Source organism: Sphingobium chlorophenolicum, assembly GCF_000722875.1.
In the GTDB taxonomy this organism is placed as follows: Bacteria; Pseudomonadota; Alphaproteobacteria; order Sphingomonadales; family Sphingomonadaceae; genus Sphingobium; species Sphingobium chlorophenolicum.
Window position 1 is genome coordinate 1 of record NZ_JFHR01000022.1, and the last position, 20,827, is coordinate 20,827.

The 20,827-nt window shown below is 64.4% G+C and carries 16 protein-coding genes; 8 read left to right on the plus strand and 8 right to left on the minus strand.

All coding sequences use genetic code 11. The features are described 5' to 3' along the window. The 4 genes from BV95_RS10815 to BV95_RS10830 form a co-directional block, all read left to right on the plus strand. A partial coding sequence (locus tag BV95_RS10815) for a cisplatin damage response ATP-dependent DNA ligase (protein ID WP_037451302.1) occupies positions 1–987 on the plus strand: 987 nt, incomplete at its 5' end. A gap of 160 nt (positions 988–1,147) precedes the next feature. Beyond that, a complete protein-coding gene (locus tag BV95_RS10820) occupies positions 1,148–2,353 on the plus strand; it encodes a saccharopine dehydrogenase family protein (protein WP_037451305.1) in 1,206 nt (401 codons plus the stop codon). A gap of 131 nt (positions 2,354–2,484) precedes the next feature. Then, positions 2,485–3,657 (plus strand): carboxynorspermidine decarboxylase, encoded by a 1,173-nt coding sequence (locus BV95_RS10825; RefSeq protein ID WP_037451307.1) that lies wholly within the window; start codon positions 2,485–2,487, stop codon positions 3,655–3,657. A gap of 148 nt (positions 3,658–3,805) precedes the next feature. Then, positions 3,806–4,999, plus strand: a complete 1,194-nt coding sequence (locus BV95_RS10830; protein WP_037451309.1) for a type III PLP-dependent enzyme — start codon at positions 3,806–3,808, stop codon at positions 4,997–4,999. A gap of 67 nt (positions 5,000–5,066) precedes the next feature. On the opposite strand, the gene BV95_RS10835 is transcribed toward BV95_RS10830, so the two are convergent. The 7 genes from BV95_RS10835 to BV95_RS10865 are packed head-to-tail and all read right to left on the minus strand — an operon-like array spanning position 5,067 to position 12,929. Beyond that, entirely contained in the window at positions 5,067–6,275 is a 1,209-nt protein-coding gene (locus tag BV95_RS10835; protein ID WP_037451311.1) for a class I SAM-dependent RNA methyltransferase, read from the minus strand. After that, on the minus strand, positions 6,272–7,666 hold the full coding sequence (locus BV95_RS10840) for an NAD(P)H-hydrate dehydratase (protein WP_081873349.1): 1,395 nt from the start codon (positions 7,664–7,666) through the stop codon (positions 6,272–6,274). Before BV95_RS10840 ends, BV95_RS10835 begins: the two co-directional genes overlap by 4 nt. Next, positions 7,666–8,013 carry a hypothetical protein gene (locus BV95_RS10845; RefSeq protein ID WP_081873350.1) on the minus strand — a complete coding sequence of 116 codons (348 nt, stop codon included), beginning with the start codon at positions 8,011–8,013 and terminating at the stop codon, positions 7,666–7,668. Before BV95_RS10845 ends, BV95_RS10840 begins: the two co-directional genes overlap by 1 nt. Positions 8,014–8,041: 28 nt before the next feature. Next, positions 8,042–8,758 carry an N-formylglutamate amidohydrolase gene (locus BV95_RS10850; protein ID WP_037451451.1) on the minus strand — a complete coding sequence of 239 codons (717 nt, stop codon included), beginning with the start codon at positions 8,756–8,758 and terminating at the stop codon, positions 8,042–8,044. Then, positions 8,755–9,654 (minus strand): 4-(cytidine 5'-diphospho)-2-C-methyl-D-erythritol kinase, encoded by a 900-nt coding sequence (locus BV95_RS10855; protein WP_037451316.1) that lies wholly within the window; start codon positions 9,652–9,654, stop codon positions 8,755–8,757. The genes BV95_RS10850 and BV95_RS10855 overlap by 4 nt, the downstream gene beginning before the upstream one ends. Further along, on the minus strand, positions 9,641–11,251 hold the full coding sequence (locus BV95_RS10860) for a tetratricopeptide repeat protein (RefSeq protein ID WP_174544424.1): 1,611 nt from the start codon (positions 11,249–11,251) through the stop codon (positions 9,641–9,643). Before BV95_RS10860 ends, BV95_RS10855 begins: the two co-directional genes overlap by 14 nt. A gap of 25 nt (positions 11,252–11,276) precedes the next feature. Further along, positions 11,277–12,929, minus strand: a complete 1,653-nt coding sequence (locus BV95_RS10865) for an electron transfer flavoprotein-ubiquinone oxidoreductase (protein ID WP_037451319.1) — start codon at positions 12,927–12,929, stop codon at positions 11,277–11,279. A 128-nt stretch (positions 12,930–13,057) separates the two neighbouring features. On the opposite strand from BV95_RS10865, the gene BV95_RS10870 reads away from it, so the two are divergent. The 4 genes from BV95_RS10870 to BV95_RS10885 all read left to right on the plus strand — a co-directional run bounded on the left by BV95_RS10870 (position 13,058) and on the right by BV95_RS10885 (position 17,232). After that, a complete protein-coding gene (locus tag BV95_RS10870) occupies positions 13,058–13,780 on the plus strand; it encodes a uracil-DNA glycosylase family protein (RefSeq protein WP_051749717.1) in 723 nt (240 codons plus the stop codon). Next, positions 13,777–15,576 (plus strand): lytic transglycosylase domain-containing protein, encoded by a 1,800-nt coding sequence (locus BV95_RS10875; protein ID WP_037451325.1) that lies wholly within the window; start codon positions 13,777–13,779, stop codon positions 15,574–15,576. The genes BV95_RS10870 and BV95_RS10875 overlap by 4 nt, the downstream gene beginning before the upstream one ends. Beyond that, positions 15,576–16,103, plus strand: coding sequence for a molybdenum cofactor biosynthesis protein B (gene moaB, locus BV95_RS10880; RefSeq protein WP_037451327.1), 528 nt, complete (start codon positions 15,576–15,578; stop codon positions 16,101–16,103). Before BV95_RS10875 ends, moaB begins: the two co-directional genes overlap by 1 nt. Before the next feature lie 61 nt (positions 16,104–16,164). Then, positions 16,165–17,232 (plus strand): PA0069 family radical SAM protein, encoded by a 1,068-nt coding sequence (locus tag BV95_RS10885; RefSeq protein WP_037451329.1) that lies wholly within the window; start codon positions 16,165–16,167, stop codon positions 17,230–17,232. A gap of 33 nt (positions 17,233–17,265) precedes the next feature. On the opposite strand, the gene dnaE is transcribed toward BV95_RS10885, so the two are convergent. Continuing rightward, on the minus strand, positions 17,266–20,802 hold the full coding sequence (gene dnaE / locus BV95_RS10890) for a DNA polymerase III subunit alpha (protein ID WP_037451332.1): 3,537 nt from the start codon (positions 20,800–20,802) through the stop codon (positions 17,266–17,268). Positions 20,803–20,827 lie beyond the last annotated feature (25 nt).

A 20,827-nucleotide genomic window follows, 5' to 3' on the forward strand; every position in this document is an offset into this window, starting at 1 on the left:
GGCACCCCCTTCTTCCGCCCCTTCATGCTCGCCCACCCGCTGGAGGCGGAAAGCGTCGATCTCACCGACTATGCCGCCGAATGGAAATGGGACGGCATCCGCGTCCAGATCGTCGGCACGCCCAGCGAAACCCGCCTTTACAGCCGCGCCGGAGACGACATCACCGGCAGCTTCCCCGACATAGCGCAGGCCCTGCGCCACCATGCCGTCCTCGACGGCGAACTGCTGGTGAAGGGCGAATTTCAGGGGGGCGAAGCCGCCAGCTTCAACGCGCTCCAGCAACGGCTGGGCCGCAAGGCGGTGACAGCGAAGATGATGGAAGACTATCCCGCCTTCGTCCGCCTCTACGACATATTGCTGGACGCCGACGAAGACCTCCGCCCGCTGGCATGGGAGGAACGCCGCGCCCGGCTGGAAACCATCGTCCCGCACCTCGACCCGCACCGCTTCGACCTGTCCGCCCTGATCGAAGCGCCCGATTTCGAAACGCTGGCCGACATCCGCGCAGGTGCCCGCGACGCCGCGATAGAAGGGGTGATGCTCAAACGCCGCGACAGCCCCTATGTCGCGGGGCGAAGGGCCGCGCTCTGGTATAAATGGAAACGCGACCCGCTGACCGCCGACTGCGTGATGATGTACGCGCAGCGCGGCCATGGCAAACGCTCATCCTTCTATTCGGACTACACCTTCGGCTGCTGGACGGAGGAGGGCGAACTGCTGCCCGTGGGAAAGGCCTATAGCGGCTTCACCGATGAGGAACTGAAATGGCTGGACCGCTTCGTGCGGACCAATACGGTGAACCGCTTCGGCCCGGTGCGGGAAGTCGAAAAGTCGCTGGTGCTGGAGGTCGCCTTCGACAGCATCCACGACAGCAAACGCCACAAATCCGGCCTTGCCATGCGCTTCCCCCGCATATCCCGCATCCGCCGCGACAAACCCGCGCAGGAGGCGGACACGGTAGCGGGATTGCGCCGACTGATAAGCTGAAAAACCAAAATCCTCCCTACGCAAAGCGTGGGGAGGAATAGGAGAGGTCCGCTTTCCACCCAAATCCCACGCTTCCAACCTCTGACTTTGCGCTGTCACGCACAGTCCCTATATGGGCGCTTTCGCGTCATCGGCGCGGCACAGCTATGGAGCAGTTGAATTGAGCAAGGTTCTGGTCATTGGCGCGGGCGGCGTGGGTTCTGTCGCGGTTCACAAGATGGCCCAAAACCCTGATATTTTCAGCCATATCACCCTCGCCAGCCGCCGCATCGTCTCCTGCGAGAAGGTGGCCGAATCAGTGAAGGCCCGCACCGGCGTCACCATCGACGTGGCGCAGGTGGATGCCGACAATGTCGCCGAAACCGTCGCCCTCATCGAACGGGTGCAGCCCAAACTGGTCGTCAACCTCGCCCTGCCCTATCAGGATCTGGCGATCATGGACGCCTGCCTGGCCACCAGGACCGACTATCTCGACACCGCCAATTACGAACCCCGCGACACGGCGAAGTTCGAATATAGCTGGCAATGGGCGTATCAGGAGCGGTTCAAGGAAGCAGGCATCATGGCCCTGCTGGGTTCGGGCTTCGACCCCGGCGTCACCAGCGTGTTCGCCAGCTATATCAAGAAGCATCTGCTGGACCGGATCGACACGCTCGACATTCTGGACTGCAACGGCGGCGACCATGGCCAGCATTTCGCCACCAACTTCAACCCGGAAATCAACATCCGCGAAGTCACCGCCCCCTCGCGCCACTGGGAAGGCGGCAAATGGGTCGAAGGCCCGGCGCTCAAGCACAAGCAGCCGTTCGACTTCGACCAGGTGGGCGAAAAGAACATGTACCTCATGTATCATGAGGAACTGGAGTCGCTCGCGAAATTCTATCCGGAAATCAAGCGCATCCGCTTCTGGATGACCTTCGGCGACGCCTATCTGAAGCATCTGGAGGTGCTCCAGAATGTCGGCATGACCCGCATCGATCCGGTCATCTATAACGGCCAGGAAATCATCCCGCTCCAGTTCCTGAAGGCCGTCCTGCCCGAACCGTCCAGCCTGGGTTCGACTACCAAGGGCAAGACCAACATCGGCGACATCGCGACCGGCCAGAAGGACGGACAGCAGAAGACGATCTATGTCTATAATATCTGCGACCATGAGGACGCCTATGCCGAAACCGGCAACCAGGCGGTCAGCTACACGACCGGCGTCCCGGCGATGATCGGTGCTGCCATGATGCTGACCGGTGCCTGGAAGGGGGAAGGCGTGTTCAACATCGAACAGTTCGATCCCGATCCGTTCATGGACATGCTGAACAAGCATGGCCTGCCATGGCAGGTCAAGGAACTGGACGCGCCGCTAGATTTCTGAACCGCAGCTCACGCCAACACCACCCCCGTTCGGGCTGAGCGAAGTCGAAGCCCTTGCCTGAGCGCCAGCGAAGGCATCTCACTTGCGTTCGATGAAGGGCTTCGACTTCGCTCAGCCCGAACGGAGGATTTATGGAAACCAAAGCCGGCGACCCTGCCGCCTTCGCGCATTTCGACCTCAACCGCGTCCCCTCGCCCGCCTTCGTCGTGGACGAGGCGGCGGTGCGCCGCAACCTGTCGGTCCTGCGCGACATAGGCGACCGCGCGGGCATCAAGGTGCTGGGCGCGCTCAAGGCCTTCTCCATGTGGTCCCTTGGCCCCGTCATCGCGGAATATCTCGACGGCGTCTGCGCCTCCGGCATCTACGAAGCGCGCCTTGCCCATGAGGAATATCGCGGCGAAATCGCCACCTATTGCGCCGCCTACAAGCCTGAAGATCTGGCCGAAATCCTCAAGATTTCCGACCATGTGATCTTCAACAGCCCCGGCCAGATCGCCCGCCTGCGCCCGGTCATCGAAAATGCTCGCAAGAACGGTGTGAACTTCGACATCGGCCTGCGCATAAATCCCCTCCATGCGGAGGGCGAAGTCCCCAAATACGACCCCTCCCAACCGCACAGCCGCCTGGGTTTCCCCATCGACCAGCTACGCCCAGAACATCTCGACGGCGTCGACGGCCTGCACGTCCACAATCTCTGCGAGCAGGATTTCCTGCCGCTGGAACGCACCTGGGCCGCAATCGAAGCCCGCGTCATGCCCCATGTCGGCGGCCTCAAATGGCTCAATTTCGGCGGCGGCCACCATGTCACCCGCGCCGATTACCAGACCGACCTGCTGATCGCCTTCCTCCAGCGGATCAAGGCGCAGACCGGCCTGGAACTCTATATCGAACCCGGCGAAGCCATGGCGCTCGACGCCGGAATCCTAATCGGCGAGATACTGGATGTCATCGACAACGGCATGCCTGTCGCGATCACCGACATATCCGCCACCTGCCACATGCCCGACGTGATCGAGGCACCCTATCGCCCCGCCATGCTGCATGAGGAAATGGAAGGCCAGCCCACTCGACTCGGTGGCCCCTCATGCCTGGCGGGCGACATCATCGGCGACTATCGAGTCCCCGGCGGCGCGACTCCGGGACGGCGGATCGCCTTCCTCGACCAGGCCCACTACTCGATGGTAAAGACCAATACATTCAACGGCGTGCCCCTGCCGTCCATCTGGCTGTGGCATTCGGAAACCGACGAACTCAAGCAAATCCGCCAGTTTTCATATGAGGATTTCAAGTCCCGCCTTTCCTGACGCACATTTCATAGCGGCAAGCGCAACAAAATTTACGGACGCGCTTTACAGGGGGGACCCCTCAGCATATATCGCCCTTCCGCTGCCCCATGGGACTTCCACCGCAAGGCAGCTTCTTTGCCAACGACTACACTGGAGGTCCCTTGAGTTGCACAAGCATCATAGCGCGCTGGGGGTAGCAACCGCCCTCACACCGGCAGCACCGGTAACGCTTGTTCGTCCCCAGGCCGCGGCCCGGGCCGCCCGCTTCTTTTCGGAGAAGTTTCCGGGGCGCTCGCTCTATGCGGTCAAGGCGAATCCGTCTCCTGATCTGATCCGCACGCTGTTCGCATCGGGCATCACGCATTTCGACGTGGCGTCTATCGCGGAAGTGCGCCTTGTCGCAGAGACGCTGGGGGATCAGGCGAAGCTCTGCTTCATGCACCCGGTCAAGGCCGAGGAAGCCGTCGCGGAAGCCTATCACGTCCACGGCGTGCGCACTTTCTCGCTTGATTCGATGGACGAGCTGGCCAAGATCATGCGCGCCACCAATGACGCGACGGACCTGGAACTGTGCGTCCGTCTGCGGGTGTCGTCGGAACATTCGGAACTCAGCCTCGCCTCCAAATTCGGCGCCGAACTGGGCGAAACCTGCGAACTGCTGATGGCCACCCGCCAGGCGGCCGACGCGCTGGGCATCTGCTTCCATGTCGGCAGCCAGGCCATGTCGCCGCAGGCCTATAGCGACGCCATCGAACGCGTCCGCGCCGCGATCGTCGATGCGGCCGTCACGGTCGACATCATCGATGTCGGCGGCGGCTTTCCGTCCGTCTATCCCGGCATGGAACCGCCCGCGCTGGAGGCTTATTTCGACGCGATCCATCGCGGCTTCGAAAGCCTGCCAGTCAGCTATTCGTCGGAACTGTGGTGCGAACCCGGTCGTGCGCTGTCGGCGGAATATAGCTCCGTCATCGTGCGCGTGGAGCGTCGTCGCGGCACGGAACTCTACATCAACGACGGCGCCTATGGTGCGCTGTTCGACGCGGCGCATATCGGCTGGCGCTTCCCCGTGGCCCTGCTGCGGGAGGAAGAGAGCGAGGCGGAACTGACCGGCTTCTCTTTCTACGGCCCGACCTGCGACGACATGGACCATATGGTCGGCCCCTTCATGCTGCCAGAGGACGTACAGGCGGGCGATTATATCGAAATCGGCATGCTGGGCGCCTATGGCGCGGCGATGCGCACCGGGTTCAACGGCTTCACATCGGAAGCGATCATCGAGGTGGAGGACGAGCCGATGGCCAGCCTCTATGTCGACACCGCGCCGGTCCGCCGTCGCGCAACTGTCATCAAACTGGGGTAAAGGCGAAGGCCTTCCCTTGGGAGAGGGTGCATGATCCCTCGCCGCATCCCCCGCGGCGAGGGATTTTTTATCCGCGCCGGAAAATCCCGACCAACTCCACATGGGTCGACCAACGAAACTGCCCCACCGGCCGCACACTCTCCAGCCGATAGCCTCCATCGGTCAGATGCGCGGCGTCCCGCGCAAAACTGGCGGGATTGCAGGAAATATAGGCGATGACCGGCACATGCGACGCCGCCAGTTGCAAAACCTGTTCCCTGGCGCCCGCACGGGGCGGATCGATGACGATACCGCCGAAACGATCGATCTCCGCAGGCGTCAGCGGCCGCCTGAACAGATCCCGATGATCCGCAACCATCCGCCGCCCCGCGCGGTTCGCCGCCGATTTCAGCGAAAGAACAAGGTCGCGCGCCGCTTCCGCCGCATAGACCGGCTGCTTCGATCCCAGAACCAGCGCAAAAGTGCCAAGCCCGCAGAACAGATCGGCAATAGCGCCCTCCGCGGGCATGGCCTGTCGCGTCTCGCGGACCAGCGCTGCTTCGCCGTCCGAAGTCGCCTGAAGAAAGGCGAAGGGCGGAAAAGCGACCGGCACGCCGCCGAAGCTGACGGTGACGGGTTCCGGCTCCCAGCGGGTCTGCGGCCCGTCGCCTTCATCGATGGTCAGCCGGGCCAATCCCTGCTCCCGCGCAAAGGCCAGCAAGGCTTCATCGGCGGCAAGTCCCTCGATCCGCACCCCTTCCAACAGCAGGTCCACGCCCTGATCGGTCAGCGACATCCGGACATGCGCGGCGCGCTTGTCGGGCAGGATGACGCCGCACAACGACCTGAGCGGCGTCAGCAGAGCAAACAGCGCCGGGTCGAGTATCTCGCACATCGTCAGGTCGACCAGCATATGACTGCCCGATTCCGCGAAACCGATGACGATCTTCCGCCCCTGCCTGCTGGCCCTCAAGGAAGCGCGGCGACGCGCCTTGGGCGGCGAGATATGCGGCGGCAGGACCATGCCCGGTTCCACCCCCTGCCCCGCCAAGGCCCCAGCGACACGCGCCGTCACGAAATCCGCATAGCTGGCATCATCGATATGCTGAAGTTCGCATCCGCCGCAGGTCGGAAAATGGACGCATGGCGGATCGACATGGTGCGGTCCCCGCACTATGTCGCCGTCCGCCCCGATCCGGTCCCCCGGCGCGGCGAGCGGTACATGGCGGCCATTGGCGGTCACGCCATCGCCCTTGGCGGCGATGCGGACGATGATATCGGTATCGAATTCGGTCACAGGCGGGAGGCGATAGCCGCTGGCAGCTCCGCAAGCAAATCGTCCGCGATAAAAGCCGCGCCAGCCCGCCGCGCAGCCTCTCCATGCAGCCATAGCGCTTCGCAAGCCGCCTGAAACCCATCGCCGGTGACCGCCAGCCGCCCGGCGACCAACCCCGCCAGGACATCGCCCGTCCCCGCCGTGGAAAGCCAGGAGGAACTGGCCGGAGATAGGACCGCTCGCCCGTCAGGCGCGGCAACGATGCTGTCGCTTCCCTTGTAGATCAGGATCGAGCGGGTCCGCTTCGCCGCCGCCAGCGCCCGGTCGATCTTGCTCCCCGGCAAATCCCCGAACAGGCGGGTGAATTCGCCCTCATGAGGCGTCAGGACCGCGCCCGGAGGAATGGCGTCCGCCCCCTCCCCGGCCAGCAAGGACAATGCATCGGCATCCAGGACGAGCGGGTGCCCGGCGCCCATCGCCGCCTTCAATCGATCCGAAGCGCGCCCCTCGCGCCCCAGCCCCGGTCCGACGAGAACCGCCCTGATCCGGGAATCCTTCAACGATACCGCGACATCGGCGGCATCGGCGGCATGTTGCGCGATGATGGCCCCCGGCCCCTGATGAACCGCGTCCTGAACGATATGCCGGACCATGCCCGCCCCGGCGCGCGCCGCCGCCTGGCTGGCGAGCAGGCCCGCTCCCGCCATTTCCCCGCCGACGATGGCGACCAGCCCCCGGCTATATTTGTGCGCGAAGGGGCCGGGGGGATGCAATTGCGGCGCCGACAGCCGATGAATTGTCGCGCCGGAAACATCGATGCCGATATCGGCGCAGACCAGCCTCCGCCAGCGGCCTGCGGCCGGTTGCAGCATATGGGCAGGCTTGAAGGCGCCCAGGGCGATGCAGACCCCCATTGTCGGCACGTCGGAAAGCAATTCGCCCGTATCCGTCCGCACTCCGCTCGGCAAATCCACAGCATAGCTGAAACTGGCCCGTTCCGTGAATTGCCGCAATCGTCCGGCCAGTTCCGCGTCCAGCCCCCGCGTCAATCCCGTACCGAACAACGCATCGACGATCTGCGTCGCATGCGCGGCGTCCGCCAGCGTCTCCACCGGCCCGCCCCAGGCGGCACGCGCCTTCAGGCTGGAGTCCGTGCGGCTATCGCCCGGAGCCGCCACCCGAACCGGCACGCCCCGCTCCCGCAGCAGCCGCGCCATCACAAAACCGTCCCCGCCATTATTGCCGGGCCCGCACAGGACCAGCAGATCGCGCTTCCCGCCCGATCGCCAGACGATCTCCGCAGCGGCTGCGCCCGCCCGTTCCATCAGGGCATATTCGGGGACGCCTCCGGCAATAACCGCCTGTTCCGCATCCCGCATCTGCGCCGCCGTCAGGATTGCGTGGTCCCGCATCATTTCCCACCCTCGGCGAAGCGCACAGGCACGCGGTATCGATCCTGTCCGATGCTCAATTCGATCGCATCCTTGCCCGCAATGCGGATATCGGCGCGCTCCGCCCCATCGGCCGGGACGACGCCGCGTCCGTCATGCACGATCCGGAAGCGGCGAAAGCCTCCGTCGGCATGGCGGACAGTCAGAAGGTCGCGTGCCCGTTCGACGGGACAATCGTCGCGCCATGCGGCACCGACGCCAATCGCGCAGGATATGGTTTCCTGCCCGGCTAGATTCGATGAACGCCCACATGCGGCCAAGGCCAGGCATAACAGCAGGCTCCCCTTCAAGGCGCGGTTGGGACGCATGATGCCCATCATCCGATACCGCCGCCCGTCAGGCAAGCCGGTTGCGGCATTCCAGGGCGATGGGCGCCAGTATGGCGGCAAATCGCCTCTGCCCATCGGCATCGCCCACCAGATCCTGCCGCATCTCTATGCCAAGATAAGGGATGCCATTGCCCTCCGCATGGCGGTTCATCGTGGCGTTCAGCACCTTGCCCGAATAGGGCAACTGGTCCCCCACCCTAAGCCCCGCAGCCTCCAGCAGGGGAATGGCGATGCGGGCGGCCCTGTCGTCCTCATTATAGAGGACGCCGATCTCCCAGGGGCGCTGCTGACCGGGATCGCTGGCCAGCCGGGGCGTGAAACTGTGGACGGACAGGATGAACGGAGAGGACATGCCGTCCAGAAGTCTGGCGACATGATGATGATAGGGGTGATGGAAGCGGAGCATCCGCTCGTTCAGGTCGGCATGGCGGTTGCCCGGAATGGCATGGCCGTCGCTCATCACCGGCAGCAGGCCCGGCGCGTCGTCCTCCCGGTTGAGATCGATCACCAGGCGGGAAACGCCGCCCATCACGGCCTTGCAACCCAATTGCCGGACCAGCAGGTCGCTGACCTCCGCCACGCCGATGTCGACGGCGATATGATCTTTTAGCAAGGCGACGTCGATTCCTAGATCGACATCGTCCGGAACATGGGCGGAGGCATGGTCCGCGATGATCAATATGTCGAGATCGCCACCATCGACCTGCCTGAACGCCTCGCTCATTCCGTCCTGATCCTTGTTTCCGCGATCCACCATCCGCCATGACCGGCGCGCAGCCTTTCCGCCGCCTGGGCGCTGTGGCGATCCGTCTCGAACAATGCGAAGCAGGTCGCGCCCGATCCCGACATGCGGGCGAGGCGCACACCCTCGCATGCCCGCAACGCCGCCAGCACATCCGCGATGACCGGCGCCGCCGCCATGGCCGGAGCCTCCAGATCATTGCGTCCGGCCGTAATCACCTGCTCCAGTTCGCTCGCCGCCAGTGGGCCGCGATCCCCCCCATCCCAGCCGCCGAAAACCCTGGCAGTGGACAGGGCGACACCCGGATTGACGAGCAGGATAGGCGTGCCGGACAGCCCAGCGATCGCCCGCTGCTCAAGCACTTCGCCCCGCCCCCGCACCATCCGCGAAACGCTGCTGACGCAGGCTGGAACGTCGGAGCCGAGGGACAGGGCAATCCGTTCAAGCGTCTCGTCGGACAAAGGCGCATGCCAGAGCCGGGCGAGCAACCGAAGCGTGGCGGCGGCGTCGGCGGAACCGCCGCCAATGCCCGATGCGACGGGCAGCATCTTGCTCAGCCTCAGGTCAGCGCCATGGCCTTCCCCCAAATGAGATTGTAAGGCGAGGGCCGCCTTCATCACCAGATTGCCGAGGCCTGCGTCCAGTTCCGAACCGAAGGGGCCGTCAATGTCCAGGCTGATCGCCCCATCCGGCCGGGTGCGGCCCGACAGCCTGTCGCCCAATTCGGTGAAGACGAACAAGCTTTCCAGCGCATGATAGCCATCCGCACGCTTGTGCCGGACGTGCAGCGCCAGATTGATCTTGGCAAAGGCGGTTTCCACCAGTTCGCCCGCATCCGCCGAGCAGGTGGCGGCCCCTTCCGCGTCAACGTGCGGCATATTCGGGCTTCATCCCCTCTTTGGTCTTGGCCGCCAGACGCTGCGCCGTCTCCCCCTCGGCAAAGACGGCGGCGGCGCGCCAGGCATAACGCGCCTCGTAACGCCGCCCCGCCGCCCAGAGCGCATCGCCCAGATGTTCGTTGATGGTCGCGTCGGAGGGGGCTCCTGCCGCGGCCCGCTCCAGCACCGGCACGGCGGCGTCGATGTCTCCGGTCACGAACTGCGCCCAGCCCAGCGAATCCGTGATCGACGCATCCTCAGGTTTCAGGGCGCTCGCCTTTTTCAGCAATTCCAGCGCCGAATCCATATTCTGCCGCCGCTCTATCTGCGCATAGCCCAGATAATTGAGTATGGTCGGCTCGTCCGGAGCCAGCCTGGCCGCCCGCTCCAGCACCGCCCGCGCTTCGTTCCAATGCGCGCCCTGTTCAAGTGCGCTACCCTCGAACAGAAGCAGCGCCCAGGGAACGGCATCGGCCGGATAGCCCGCCTGTGCGGCGCGGAAGGCGGAGGCTGCGCCATCGAAATCCTTCTCCTGCGCCAGCAACTGGCCCAGCCGCACATGGCGTTCCGGTTCAGCATGCGGCACGGCCGCCAGAGCGCGGGCGAGAGCGATCGCCTCCGTCCGCTTGTCCGCCACCGCCAGCGCCTCGACCAGTTCGGCCTGCGCCAGCGCCCCGTACCAGCCATTGGCGGGAACCGCCCGCGCCTCGTCCACCGCATAGGCGGCGTGACCGGCGCGGCTCAGCAGGTCCGCGGCGACGATATGGGCGGCAGGGCCGTCGGGATCGGCGAAGGCGGCGATGCGCGCAAGGCGGATGCCCAGCGTTCCCGTGCTCCCGTCCGACGAAATGTCCGACGCCAGACGGAGCAGCAGAAGGGCGAAACCCTGCCCGGCCGTCAGGGCCTTGCCATGGATCGCGGACGCCTTGCCGCTGGCGATGTCCTTCCGGGCCTGCGCGAAATTCGCCTGATCTTCGGGCAGGAGCGCCAACGCCTCCGCCTTAGCGCCACGTGCGGCCAACTGCCCCGCGAAGAGCAGCCGCGACAGGTCCACCCCACTCGTCCGCAAGGACAGGGCGCGGTTAATCATGGGCTGCGCGCTTTCGCCGTTCCGCAAGGCCTGAAGAGCCAGATGCTCGTCCAGATAACGTCTCGCCAGTGATGCGAAACGGTCGGCGGAATCGATGACCGGCGGCGCATATCGCCCCTCTCCCACCGAAATCCAGCTTCGCATGATCGGCGCGAGAAAAGCGAAATTCCCTTCTGCAACCATCCGGTCCACGAGCAGGCGGGCGCCCGGCCAATCCTTCCGGTTCAGCGCCCCGGCGATCTGGAGCAAGGTGCCGTCGCGGGGCAGCAGGCCGTCGCGTTCCAGCACCGCGGTGGAACGCAGCGCCAGCGGCATGTCGCCGCTGATCACCGCCTGGAAATAGGAACGCCGGGCCACCTCCAGACTGGCTGGATCGCCCGCCAGCGCCGCTCGATAGTTGTCGAGGGCAAGGCCGGGAGCGCCATCGCCATCGGCCAGACGCCCCCGCATATAGGCATGCAATGCGTTGCCGGGATCCACCGATGCGCCCGCCGCGACGGGCAGCATCAGCAGCATTGCGGCAAATAGGCGCCTACATGTTCGGATAGTTCGGTCCTCCACCGCCTTCCGGCACGACCCAGTTGATGTTCTGGGTCGGATCCTTGATATCGCACGTCTTGCAGTGGACGCAATTCTGCGCGTTGATCTGGAACCGGGGATTGCCCTCGTCCAGACCGACCACCTCATAGACGCCCGCCGGACAATAGCGTTGCGCCGGCTCGTCATAAAGGGGCAGGTTGTAGGAAATCGGGATTGCCGGATCCTTCAGTTGCAGATGGACCGGCTGGTCTTCCTCATGATTGGTGTTGCTCAGGAACACCGAAGACAGACGGTCGAAGCTGATCACGCCGTCTGGCTTGGGATAGTCGATCTTGCGGGCGTGATCCTTGGTCCACAGCTTCTCGGCATCGGGCTTGTGCTTCATCGTGAAGGGCAGGCCGATCTTCAGCGTGCGCATCCACATGTCGATGCCCGCCAGCACCGTGCCGATGGTATTGCCGAACTTGCTGAGGAGCGGCTCGGCATTCTTCACGAGCTGCAATTCGGTCGCGATCCAGCTTGACCGCAGCGTCGGCTCGTAATCGTCCAGCACGTCGCCCGACCGTTCGGCGCGGATCGCCGCGAAGGCGGATTCCGCCGCCAGCATGCCCGACTTCATCGCCGTATGCGTGCCCTTGATGCGGGGCACGTTGACGAAGCCCGCCGAACAGCCGATCAGCGCGCCGCCGGGGAAGGCCAGCGTCGGGATCGACTGCCAGCCGCCCTCGTTGATCGCACGTGCGCCGTAGGAGACGCGACGGCCGCCCTCCAGAAACTTGCGGATTTCCGGATGCTGCTTCCAGCGCTGGAATTCCTCGAACGGATAGAGGTGCGGGTTGCGATAACCAAGGCCCACGACGAAGCCCAGCGCGACCTGTCCATTGGCCTGATGATAGAGGAAACCGCCCCCATAGGCGTCCGTCAGCGGCCAGCCCTGGCTGTGGATGACCAGGCCCGGCTTGTGCTTGGCGGGATCGATATCCCACAATTCCTTCATGCCCAGGCCATAGACCTGCGGCTCGCTATCGGCATCGAGCGCGAACTGGCGCTTCAATATCTTGGTCAGATGACCACGCGCGCCCTCCGCGAAGAAGGTGTATTTCGCGTGCAGTTCCAGCCCCGGCTGATAATCGCCCTTGCGATTGCCTTCACGGTCGATGCCCATGTCGCCGGTAGCGACGCCCTTCACCGATCCGTCCTCATGATAGAGGATTTCCGCCGCCGCGAAGCCGGGGAATATCTCCACGCCCAGGCCCTCGGCCTGTTCGGCCAGCCAGCGGCAGAGATTGCCCAGCGATCCGGTATAGGTGCCCTTATTGTGCATCCAGCCCGGCGTCATGATGTGCGGCATGTTCATCTTGCCGGTCTTGGTCAGGAACCAGTGCTGGTTGTCCGTCACCGGCACTTCCGCCATCGGGCAGCCCATGTCCCGCCATTCGGGGAAGAGTTCGTCCAGCGCCTTCGGATCGATCACCGCGCCCGACAAGATGTGCGCGCCGATTTCCGACCCTTTTTCCAGCACGCAAACCGACAGTTCCTGCCCCGCATCGTTCGCCAACTGCTTCAATCGGATCGCCGATGACAGCCCCGCCGGGCCGCCGCCGACAATGACGATGTCATAGGGCATCGAATCCCGTTCGCTCATAATTCCTCCAAATTGCTGGCGCCGTCGGTTTTCCTCCCCAATCCGGTCGCCGCGCTACCCAAACGTTTTGACATTGTGGGCGATGAAGAAACTTGACCACGGCGTCAACCTCTGGCCCAAGACAATCGATGCGGGGATTATTGCGGGAAAATGCGGCGGACGCCGCCAATGCCTTTATGGCATGGTGGAATCTGGCCGGCGTGGATTGCGCGGTCGGCGAGGAGCCGGTCGATTGGCTGCGCCCCGCCCAGACGCCTGCCCGGCCCGCGATTTCGGTCGGCGACGACGGTCCCGTGCCCGCCCACGCTCCCGCAAAACCGGCTTCCTTCGCCACCTTCCTGACCTGGCTTTCGGAGGATGCGGTGCAACCGGAACAGCGGTGGCCGGGCGCCATGATCCTGCCGGAAGGACCGGCCGAAGCGCCGCTCATGGTGATCACCGACATGCCGGACCCTGCCGACGTGGCGGCCGGAACGCTGCTCAGCGATCGCGCAGGGCAGTTATTCGACGGGATGTTGCGGGCGATCGGACTGAAGCGCGCCGACATTCACCTGGCGTCCCTTTTCCTGTCCCGGCCGCCGGGCGCCATGGTCGAGGCGTCCGATCTGGCGGCCGCAGCGGCGCGAATGCGCACGCATGTGATGCTTGCCGCGCCGCGACGGTTATTGCTGCTGGGCGACCGGACCATCCGCAGCCTGTTGCCTGATGCTGGTTCACGGATATTTAACCATGATAGCGGCACCTTACCCGCCTTCGCCACATTTCACCCGCGTTTGCTGCTTGGCCAACCCGCGGCAAAGGCAGAATGTTGGCGTGTGCTGCAAGGTTTGATTGAGGAAATGTCCGAGTGATTCGCGCCCTGACCCGTTCGTCCTGCCTGGCTGCCATCGCCTGCGCCGCGCTGGCCGCCATGCCCGCGAAGGCCGAAACCGCCCTGTCGGCCCCGGCCGTTTCCAGGGATATTTCTTCCTCCCCGCTCCAGTTGAGCGATGCCGACAAGAGCCGCTACGGCGCCATTTACGCCGCCCTGCGCGACCAGAAATGGACGGATGCCAGGGCGATGATCGCCGCCCTAGACGCGCAGGACAGCTTCCGACCCGTTGCATTGGCCGACCTTTATCTCAGCAAGAATTCGCCCAAGGTCGAATTGTTCGAGCTGCTCGACCTGATCGGCAAGGCGCCTTGGTTGGACAAAGCGGATCAGCTTTCCCGGCTGGCGCAGAAGCGGGGCGCGACGATCCTGCCCACTCTGCCGCAGGTGCAGAAGATGGTCTGGCTGGGCAGCGCGCCGCGCCGCGAATATGTGCCCGCGGTCAAGACCGATGTCCTGGCGCAGGCACTGGTCGGCCAGATCCAGCCCTTCATCAAGAATGACGATCCGGCCGGCGCCGAAGCCCTGCTGCTCACCGGCGAAGCAGGCCTGACCCCCGACGGCCTGACCGAAGTGCGGCAGCGCATCGCTTGGGCCTATTATATCGAAAGCGACGATGCCAATGCCCGACGCATGGCGGCAAGGGCACTGGAAAGCCGCAGCGGCGGCGATTGGGCGGTTCAGGCCTATTGGACGACCGGTCTGGCGGCCTGGCGCCAGAATGACTGCCGCGCCGCGGCGCCTGCCTTCGGCAATGTCGCGGCGCTTGCGGGCAATAGCGACATGCGGGCTGCGGGCGCCTATTGGGCCTCGCGCGCCTATATGCTGTGCGGAGAGCCGGAGAGGGTCGAGGCTCTGCTGAAGACAGCCGCCCGTTCGGACGAGAGCTTTTACGGCCTGCTGGCGCGTGAAACGCTGGCGGTGCCGCTGGGCGCGCCGGTCGCCCCCCGTTTCAGCGCGGTGGAATGGCAGCAGATCAAGGACAGCCCCAATGTCCGTGCCGCCATCGCCCTGAACGCGATTGGCGAAAATGCGCGGGCCGACCAGATGCTTCGCTATCAGGCGAAGATTGGCGGGACCGGGCAATATGACGCCCTGCTTCGCCTGGCCGGAGCGCTCAGCCTGCCGGAAACGCAGCTTTGGCTCGCCCATAACGGCCCGGCGGGCAAGCAGCCGGGCAGCTTCGCCCGCTTCCCTGCCCCCGATTGGCGGCCGGACGGCGGTTGGCGTGTCGATCCTGCACTAATCTATGCCCATATGCTTCAGGAATCCGGTTTCCGCCGCGATGTCGTCAGCAGCGCGGGCGCGCGCGGCCTGATGCAGGTGCTGCCCAGCACGGGCAATCTGATGGGGCTCGCCGCGTCAGACCAGTTGTTCGTGCCCTCGACCAATATGGAATATGGCCAGCGCTATCTAGAAAATCTGCGCGACATGAGCGCGACCGGCGGGCTGCTGCCCAAGGTGATGGCCGCCTATAATGCCGGTCCGGTGCCGGTCGAGCGATGGAACAGCGAAGTGAAGGACAATGGCGATCCGCTGCTGTTCATCGAATCGCTGCCCTATTATGAAACCCGCGCCTATGTGAACATCGTGATGCGCAACTACTGGATGTACCAGATCCAGGCGAAGGGCAGCGCGGTTTCGCTGGCGGGCATGGCTCAGGGCCTGTGGCCGACCTTTCCGGGAACCAAGGGGTCGCGCCTGGTGCGCGTGAAGCCCCGAATGCCGATCGCCAGCGCCAATGTCAGCGCCAGCATCGCGGGCGGTTCCGACTGATGCCGATCGATGAGAGCCGGCCTTTCCTGCCGGTGCGCATCGCACTGCTGACCGTGTCGGACAGCCGCACCGCCGCAGACGACCGCTCTGGCGACATTCTGGCCGAACGCATCGCGACGGCGGGTCATGTGCTGGCGGCTCGCTATATCGAGCGGGACGAACGCTCCGCCATCGTCGCGCGCCTCCATAGCTGGATCGACGATCCGCAGATCGACTGCATCATCACCACCGGCGGCACGGGAGTGACCGGGCGGGACGTCACGCCCGAAGCGCTGGCGCAGGTGCAGGACAAGGAAATCCCCGGCTTCGGCGAACTGTTCCGCTGGCTGAGCTACCAGACCATCGGCACTTCCACCATCCAGTCGCGGGCCACAGCCTGCGTGTCGCGGGGCACTTATATATTCGCGCTGCCCGGATCGACCGGCGCGGTCAAGGATGCATGGGACGGCATATTGGTCAGCCAGTTGGACAGCCGTTTCCGGCCCTGCAATTTCGTGGAATTGATGCCCCGCCTGACCGAACGCTGATCGGGCCGCCGATTATCCGGCGATGACTTGCCAGAATGTTCCCTTTATGTTCTAATGCGTCATGGCTGCGGAAAAGGGCAGAGGCGCGACATTGAACGGCGAAAGCCGCCGCTTCAACCTGCCGGAAAGAATAGCGGATGGCGACTGGCTGGATGCCTTGGCGGACGTGGACGGCGTAGCGCCCAGGCGACGCACGGAAGTCGCCGTAGAGCGGCCCCGCACGATCATCAGCCGCAACAACTCTCCCGATATCGCGTTCAGCCAGTCGATCAACGCCTATCGGGGCTGCGAGCATGGTTGCATCTACTGCTTTGCGCGCCCCACCCATGCCTATCACGATCTGTCGCCGGGGCTGGATTTCGAAACCAAGCTGTTCGCCAAGCCCAATGCCGCCGAACTGCTGCGCAAGGAACTCTCCGGCAAGGCCCATAAAGTGTCTCCCATTGCGATGGGAACCAATACCGATCCCTATCAACCCATCGAGCGGGACTGGAGGATCACCCGGCAATGCCTTGAAATATTATGGGACTGTCGGCATCCGGTCTATATCACGACCAAATCCGACCGCATATTGCACGATATCGATCTCCTGGCCTCCATGGCGCGGGAGAGGCTGGTCGCGGTGATGATTTCGGTCACCTCGCTCGATCCGCTGACGGCCAGAACATTGGAGCCGCGCGCCCCACATCCACTTCGCCGGGTGGAGGCGATACGCCTGTTGTCGCAGGCCGGGGTGCCGGTGGTCGCCAGCATATCGCCGGTCATCCCGGCCATCACCGATCATGAGATAGAGAGCATCGTCGCCCGCGTCGCAGCGGCCGGAGCGCGGGACGCAAGCTATATTCCCGTCCGCCTGCCGCACGAAGTCGCTCCCCTGTTCCGTGCCTGGCTGGCGGAACATTATCCGGATCGAGCGTCCAAAGTGATGGCCATCATCCGCGACATTCGGGGCGGCCGCGACAACGACCCGAATTTCAGCAGCCGGATGCGTGGTCAGGGCGTGTGGGCGGACCTGATCCGCGCCCGTTTCCAAAAGGCGCGAAAACGGGCAGGCTTCACCGGCCAACGCGTGACCCTTCGCACGGACCTGTTCCGCAGGCCGGACGGCCCCCAGATGAGCCTCTTTTAGCCGCGACGATAGGGGGGCCATTGCCTCTGAAATTCAGCCAGCCACCAGCCGCAGCCCCGACCGCCGGTTGCGAGCGCGATAGCCGTCCGCCTTGGCCTCCATCCGTTCGAAGGAGCCGATGCGCAGGCCGGGGATCGTGGCGATGCTGTCCACCTGATCCGCGCCGATCAGATAATCGTCGCCCAGGAACAGGCGCGCCGCCTTCCCGTCGCCCACCGGCGCCCGCAGGAACACCTCGCTGCGTCCTCCCCTTGCCCGCGCCAATAATTGCGCCAGGGCATCGATGGCCACCGCATCGCTGACATCCACGACCAATTCCATGCGGGAGCTATTGGCCAGTTGCCGGAAAGGCTCGATGCCCCTGATGGTCACGCGCGGCGTTTCCTCGCCCGGCAGGCGATCCAGTTCCACCATCAGCAGGGCGCAATCGCCCTCCCGCGCCATATCCTCTATCGCCCGGCAGGCATCTTCGTCGAAGCAGCTTGCCTGAAACTGCCCGCTGCTGTCGGAGAAGGTGGCGGCGGCATATCGCGCACCCCGCTTCGTCTCGCGCCAGCGCACATCCTCCACCATGGCTGCCATCACGCCGTTGGCCCGGCCACCCTCGGCCACCGGCTCGGCACAGATGGCGCCATAGCTTTTCGCGCCCCGCGCCTCGGCCAGATGGCGGTAGCGGTCGACCGGATGGGCGGAGAAATAGAAGCCGAACGCATCCTTCTCCTGCGCCATGCGGTCCGCCGTCGACCAAGTCTGATGGGGTGGGATGCGGACATCAGCATGCGGCGTTTCGACATCCCCGAACAGGCCGCCCTGCCCGCTTTCCCGCGCCTCCGCCGCGCTGGAGGCCACGCTGAGGATCGTTTCCGCCGCCGCATGCACGCCCGCGCGGTCAGCATGCACGCCATCGAACGCGCCCGCCGCCGCCAGACTTTCCAACTGCCGCCGGTTGAGCAGGCGCGGCTCGATGCGGTCGGCAAAATCGTCCAGCGACTTGAACGGACCGCCCGCCTCCCGCTCGGCCACCAATTGCTCCATCGCCTTTTCGCCCACGCCTTTCAGGCCGCCCAAGGCATAGCGCACGGCAAAGCCCAGACGCGGATCGTCGCCTTCCTGCTCGATCGCCTCGACAGAGAAATCCGCCTGACTGCGGTTGATGTCGGGGGCGAGGCAGGCCAGCCCCATCCGCCGCATATCGTCCACGAACACTGTCAGCTTATCCGTCAGGTGGATATCGAACGCCATGGACGCGGCATAGAATTCCGCCGGATAATGCGCCTTCAACCAGGCGGTCTGATAGGCGAGCAGGGCATAGGCGGCCGCGTGCGACTTGTTGAAACCATAGCCCGCGAACTTGTCGATCAAATCGAACAGTTCATTCGCCTTGCCCGTCGCGATGTCGCTCCTCGCGCAGCCCTCCACGAAGCGGGCACGCTGGGCGTCCATTTCCGCCTTGATCTTCTTGCCCATGGCGCGGCGCAGCAGGTCGGCATCGCCCAGCGAATAGCCCGCCAATATCTGCGCGGCCTGCATCACCTGTTCCTGATAGACGAAGATGCCGTAAGTTTCTTCGAGGATCGGCTTCAGGAGAATATGTGGATATTCAATCTCCTCCTGCCCGTTCTTGCGACGGCCGAACATTGGGATATTGTCCATCGGGCCGGGGCGGTAGAGCGACACTAGCGCGATAATGTCCCCGAAATTGGTCGGACGCACGGCGGCCAGCGTCTTGCGCATGCCTTCCGATTCCAACTGGAAAACGCCCACCGTGTCGCCGCGCTGAAGTAGTTCGTACACCGCCGGATCGTCCCAGCCCAGCGAATTGAGGTCGATTTCCACACCCCGCCCGGCCAGCAATTGCACCGCCTTCTGCAAGACCGACAGCGTCTTGAGGCCAAGGAAGTCGAACTTCACCAGCCCCGCGCCCTCGACATATTTCATGTCGAACTGGGTCACCGGCATGTCCGAACGGGGATCGCGATAGAGCGGCACCAGTTGCGACAGCGGCCTGTCCCCGATCACCACGCCCGCCGCATGGGTGGAACTGTGGCGCGGAAAACCCTCCAGCTTCATCGCATAGTCGATCAGGCGCCTGACCTGATTGTCATTGTCATATTCCGCCCGGAATTCGGCCACGCCGTTCAGGGAACGCTCCAGCGTCCAGGGATCGGTCGGATGGTTGGGCACCAGTTTCGCCAGACGGTCGACCTGCCCATAGCTCATCTGCAACACGCGGCCAGTGTCCTTGAGCACGGCCCGCGCCTTCAGCTTTCCGAAGGTGATGATCTGCGCCACATGGTCCGCGCCATATTTCTGCTGGACGTAGCGGATGACTTCCCCGCGCCGGGTTTCGCAGAAATCGATGTCGAAGTCCGGCATGGAAACGCGTTCCGGATTCAGGAAGCGCTCGAACAGCAGTCCTAATTGCAGCGGATCGAGATCGGTGATGGTCAGCGCCCAGGCGACTACCGATCCCGCGCCCGAACCGCGGCCCGGACCCACCGGAATATCCTGATCCTTCGCCCATTTGATGAAGTCGGCGACGATCAGGAAATAGCCCGGAAAACCCATCTGGATGATGATGTCCGTTTCGAACTTCAACCGGTCGAAATAGGGCTTGCGCGCTTCCTCATCGATGATGCCCGCCTTGGCCAGCCGCGCTTCCAGCCCCTCCGCCGCCTGCTCGCGCAGCATCTTCGCCTCGCCCTCTATATCGCCGGCCAGGCTGGGGAGGATGGGTTTGCGCTTGGGCGCCGCCACGGCGCAGCGTTGCGCGACGACCAGCGTATTGGCCAGCGCTTCGGGCAAATCCTCGAACAGCCGTTTCATTTCCGCCGCCGGCTTCATCCAGGCGTCGGGCGAACTGGTCCGGCGGTCAGGCGTCTCGACATAGGCGCTGTCGGCGATGCACAGCATCACGTCATGCGCCTCATGGAAATGCGGCTCGGCAAAGCAGGTGGGGTTGGTGGCCACCAAAGGCAGGTTGCGGGCATAGGCGAGGTCGAGCAGTTCCGGCTCCGCCTTCCCCTCCACCGGGTCGAGACGACGGCAGATTTCGATATAGAGCCGGTCGGGGAAAAGCGCTTCCAGCCGCTTCGCATAGGCAAGCGCGGGGGCGGGCTGGTCCTCCGCGAACAGGCGGGCCAGCGCGCCTTCTCCCCCGGCGGTCAGGGCGATCAGGCCATCGGTTCGCCCCTCCAGCATAGACAGGCTGATATGCGGCACTTCCTCGACCGGGCGTTCCAGATGCGCCATCGAAACCAGCGCGCACAGATTGTCGTAACCTGCCGCATCCTGGGCATAGAGGGCGAGCCAGTCGTGCACCGGCGGCGCATTGGCCGGGCGATCGGGCCGGGCCACGCCGATCATCGCGCCAATGACCGGCTGCACCCCCTCCCCCTTGCAGGCGTCGGAAAAGGCCATGGAACCGTAAAGGCCGTTCCGGTCGGTAATGGCCGCCGCCGGGAAACCCAGCGCTTTGGCCTGCTTCGCGATCTTCTTGGGGTCGATCGCCCCTTCCAGCATGGTGAAGGATGAAAAGACGCGAAGGGGGACGAAACCGGCATGAGGCATGACCGCAATCTAGGCACTAGCGCCG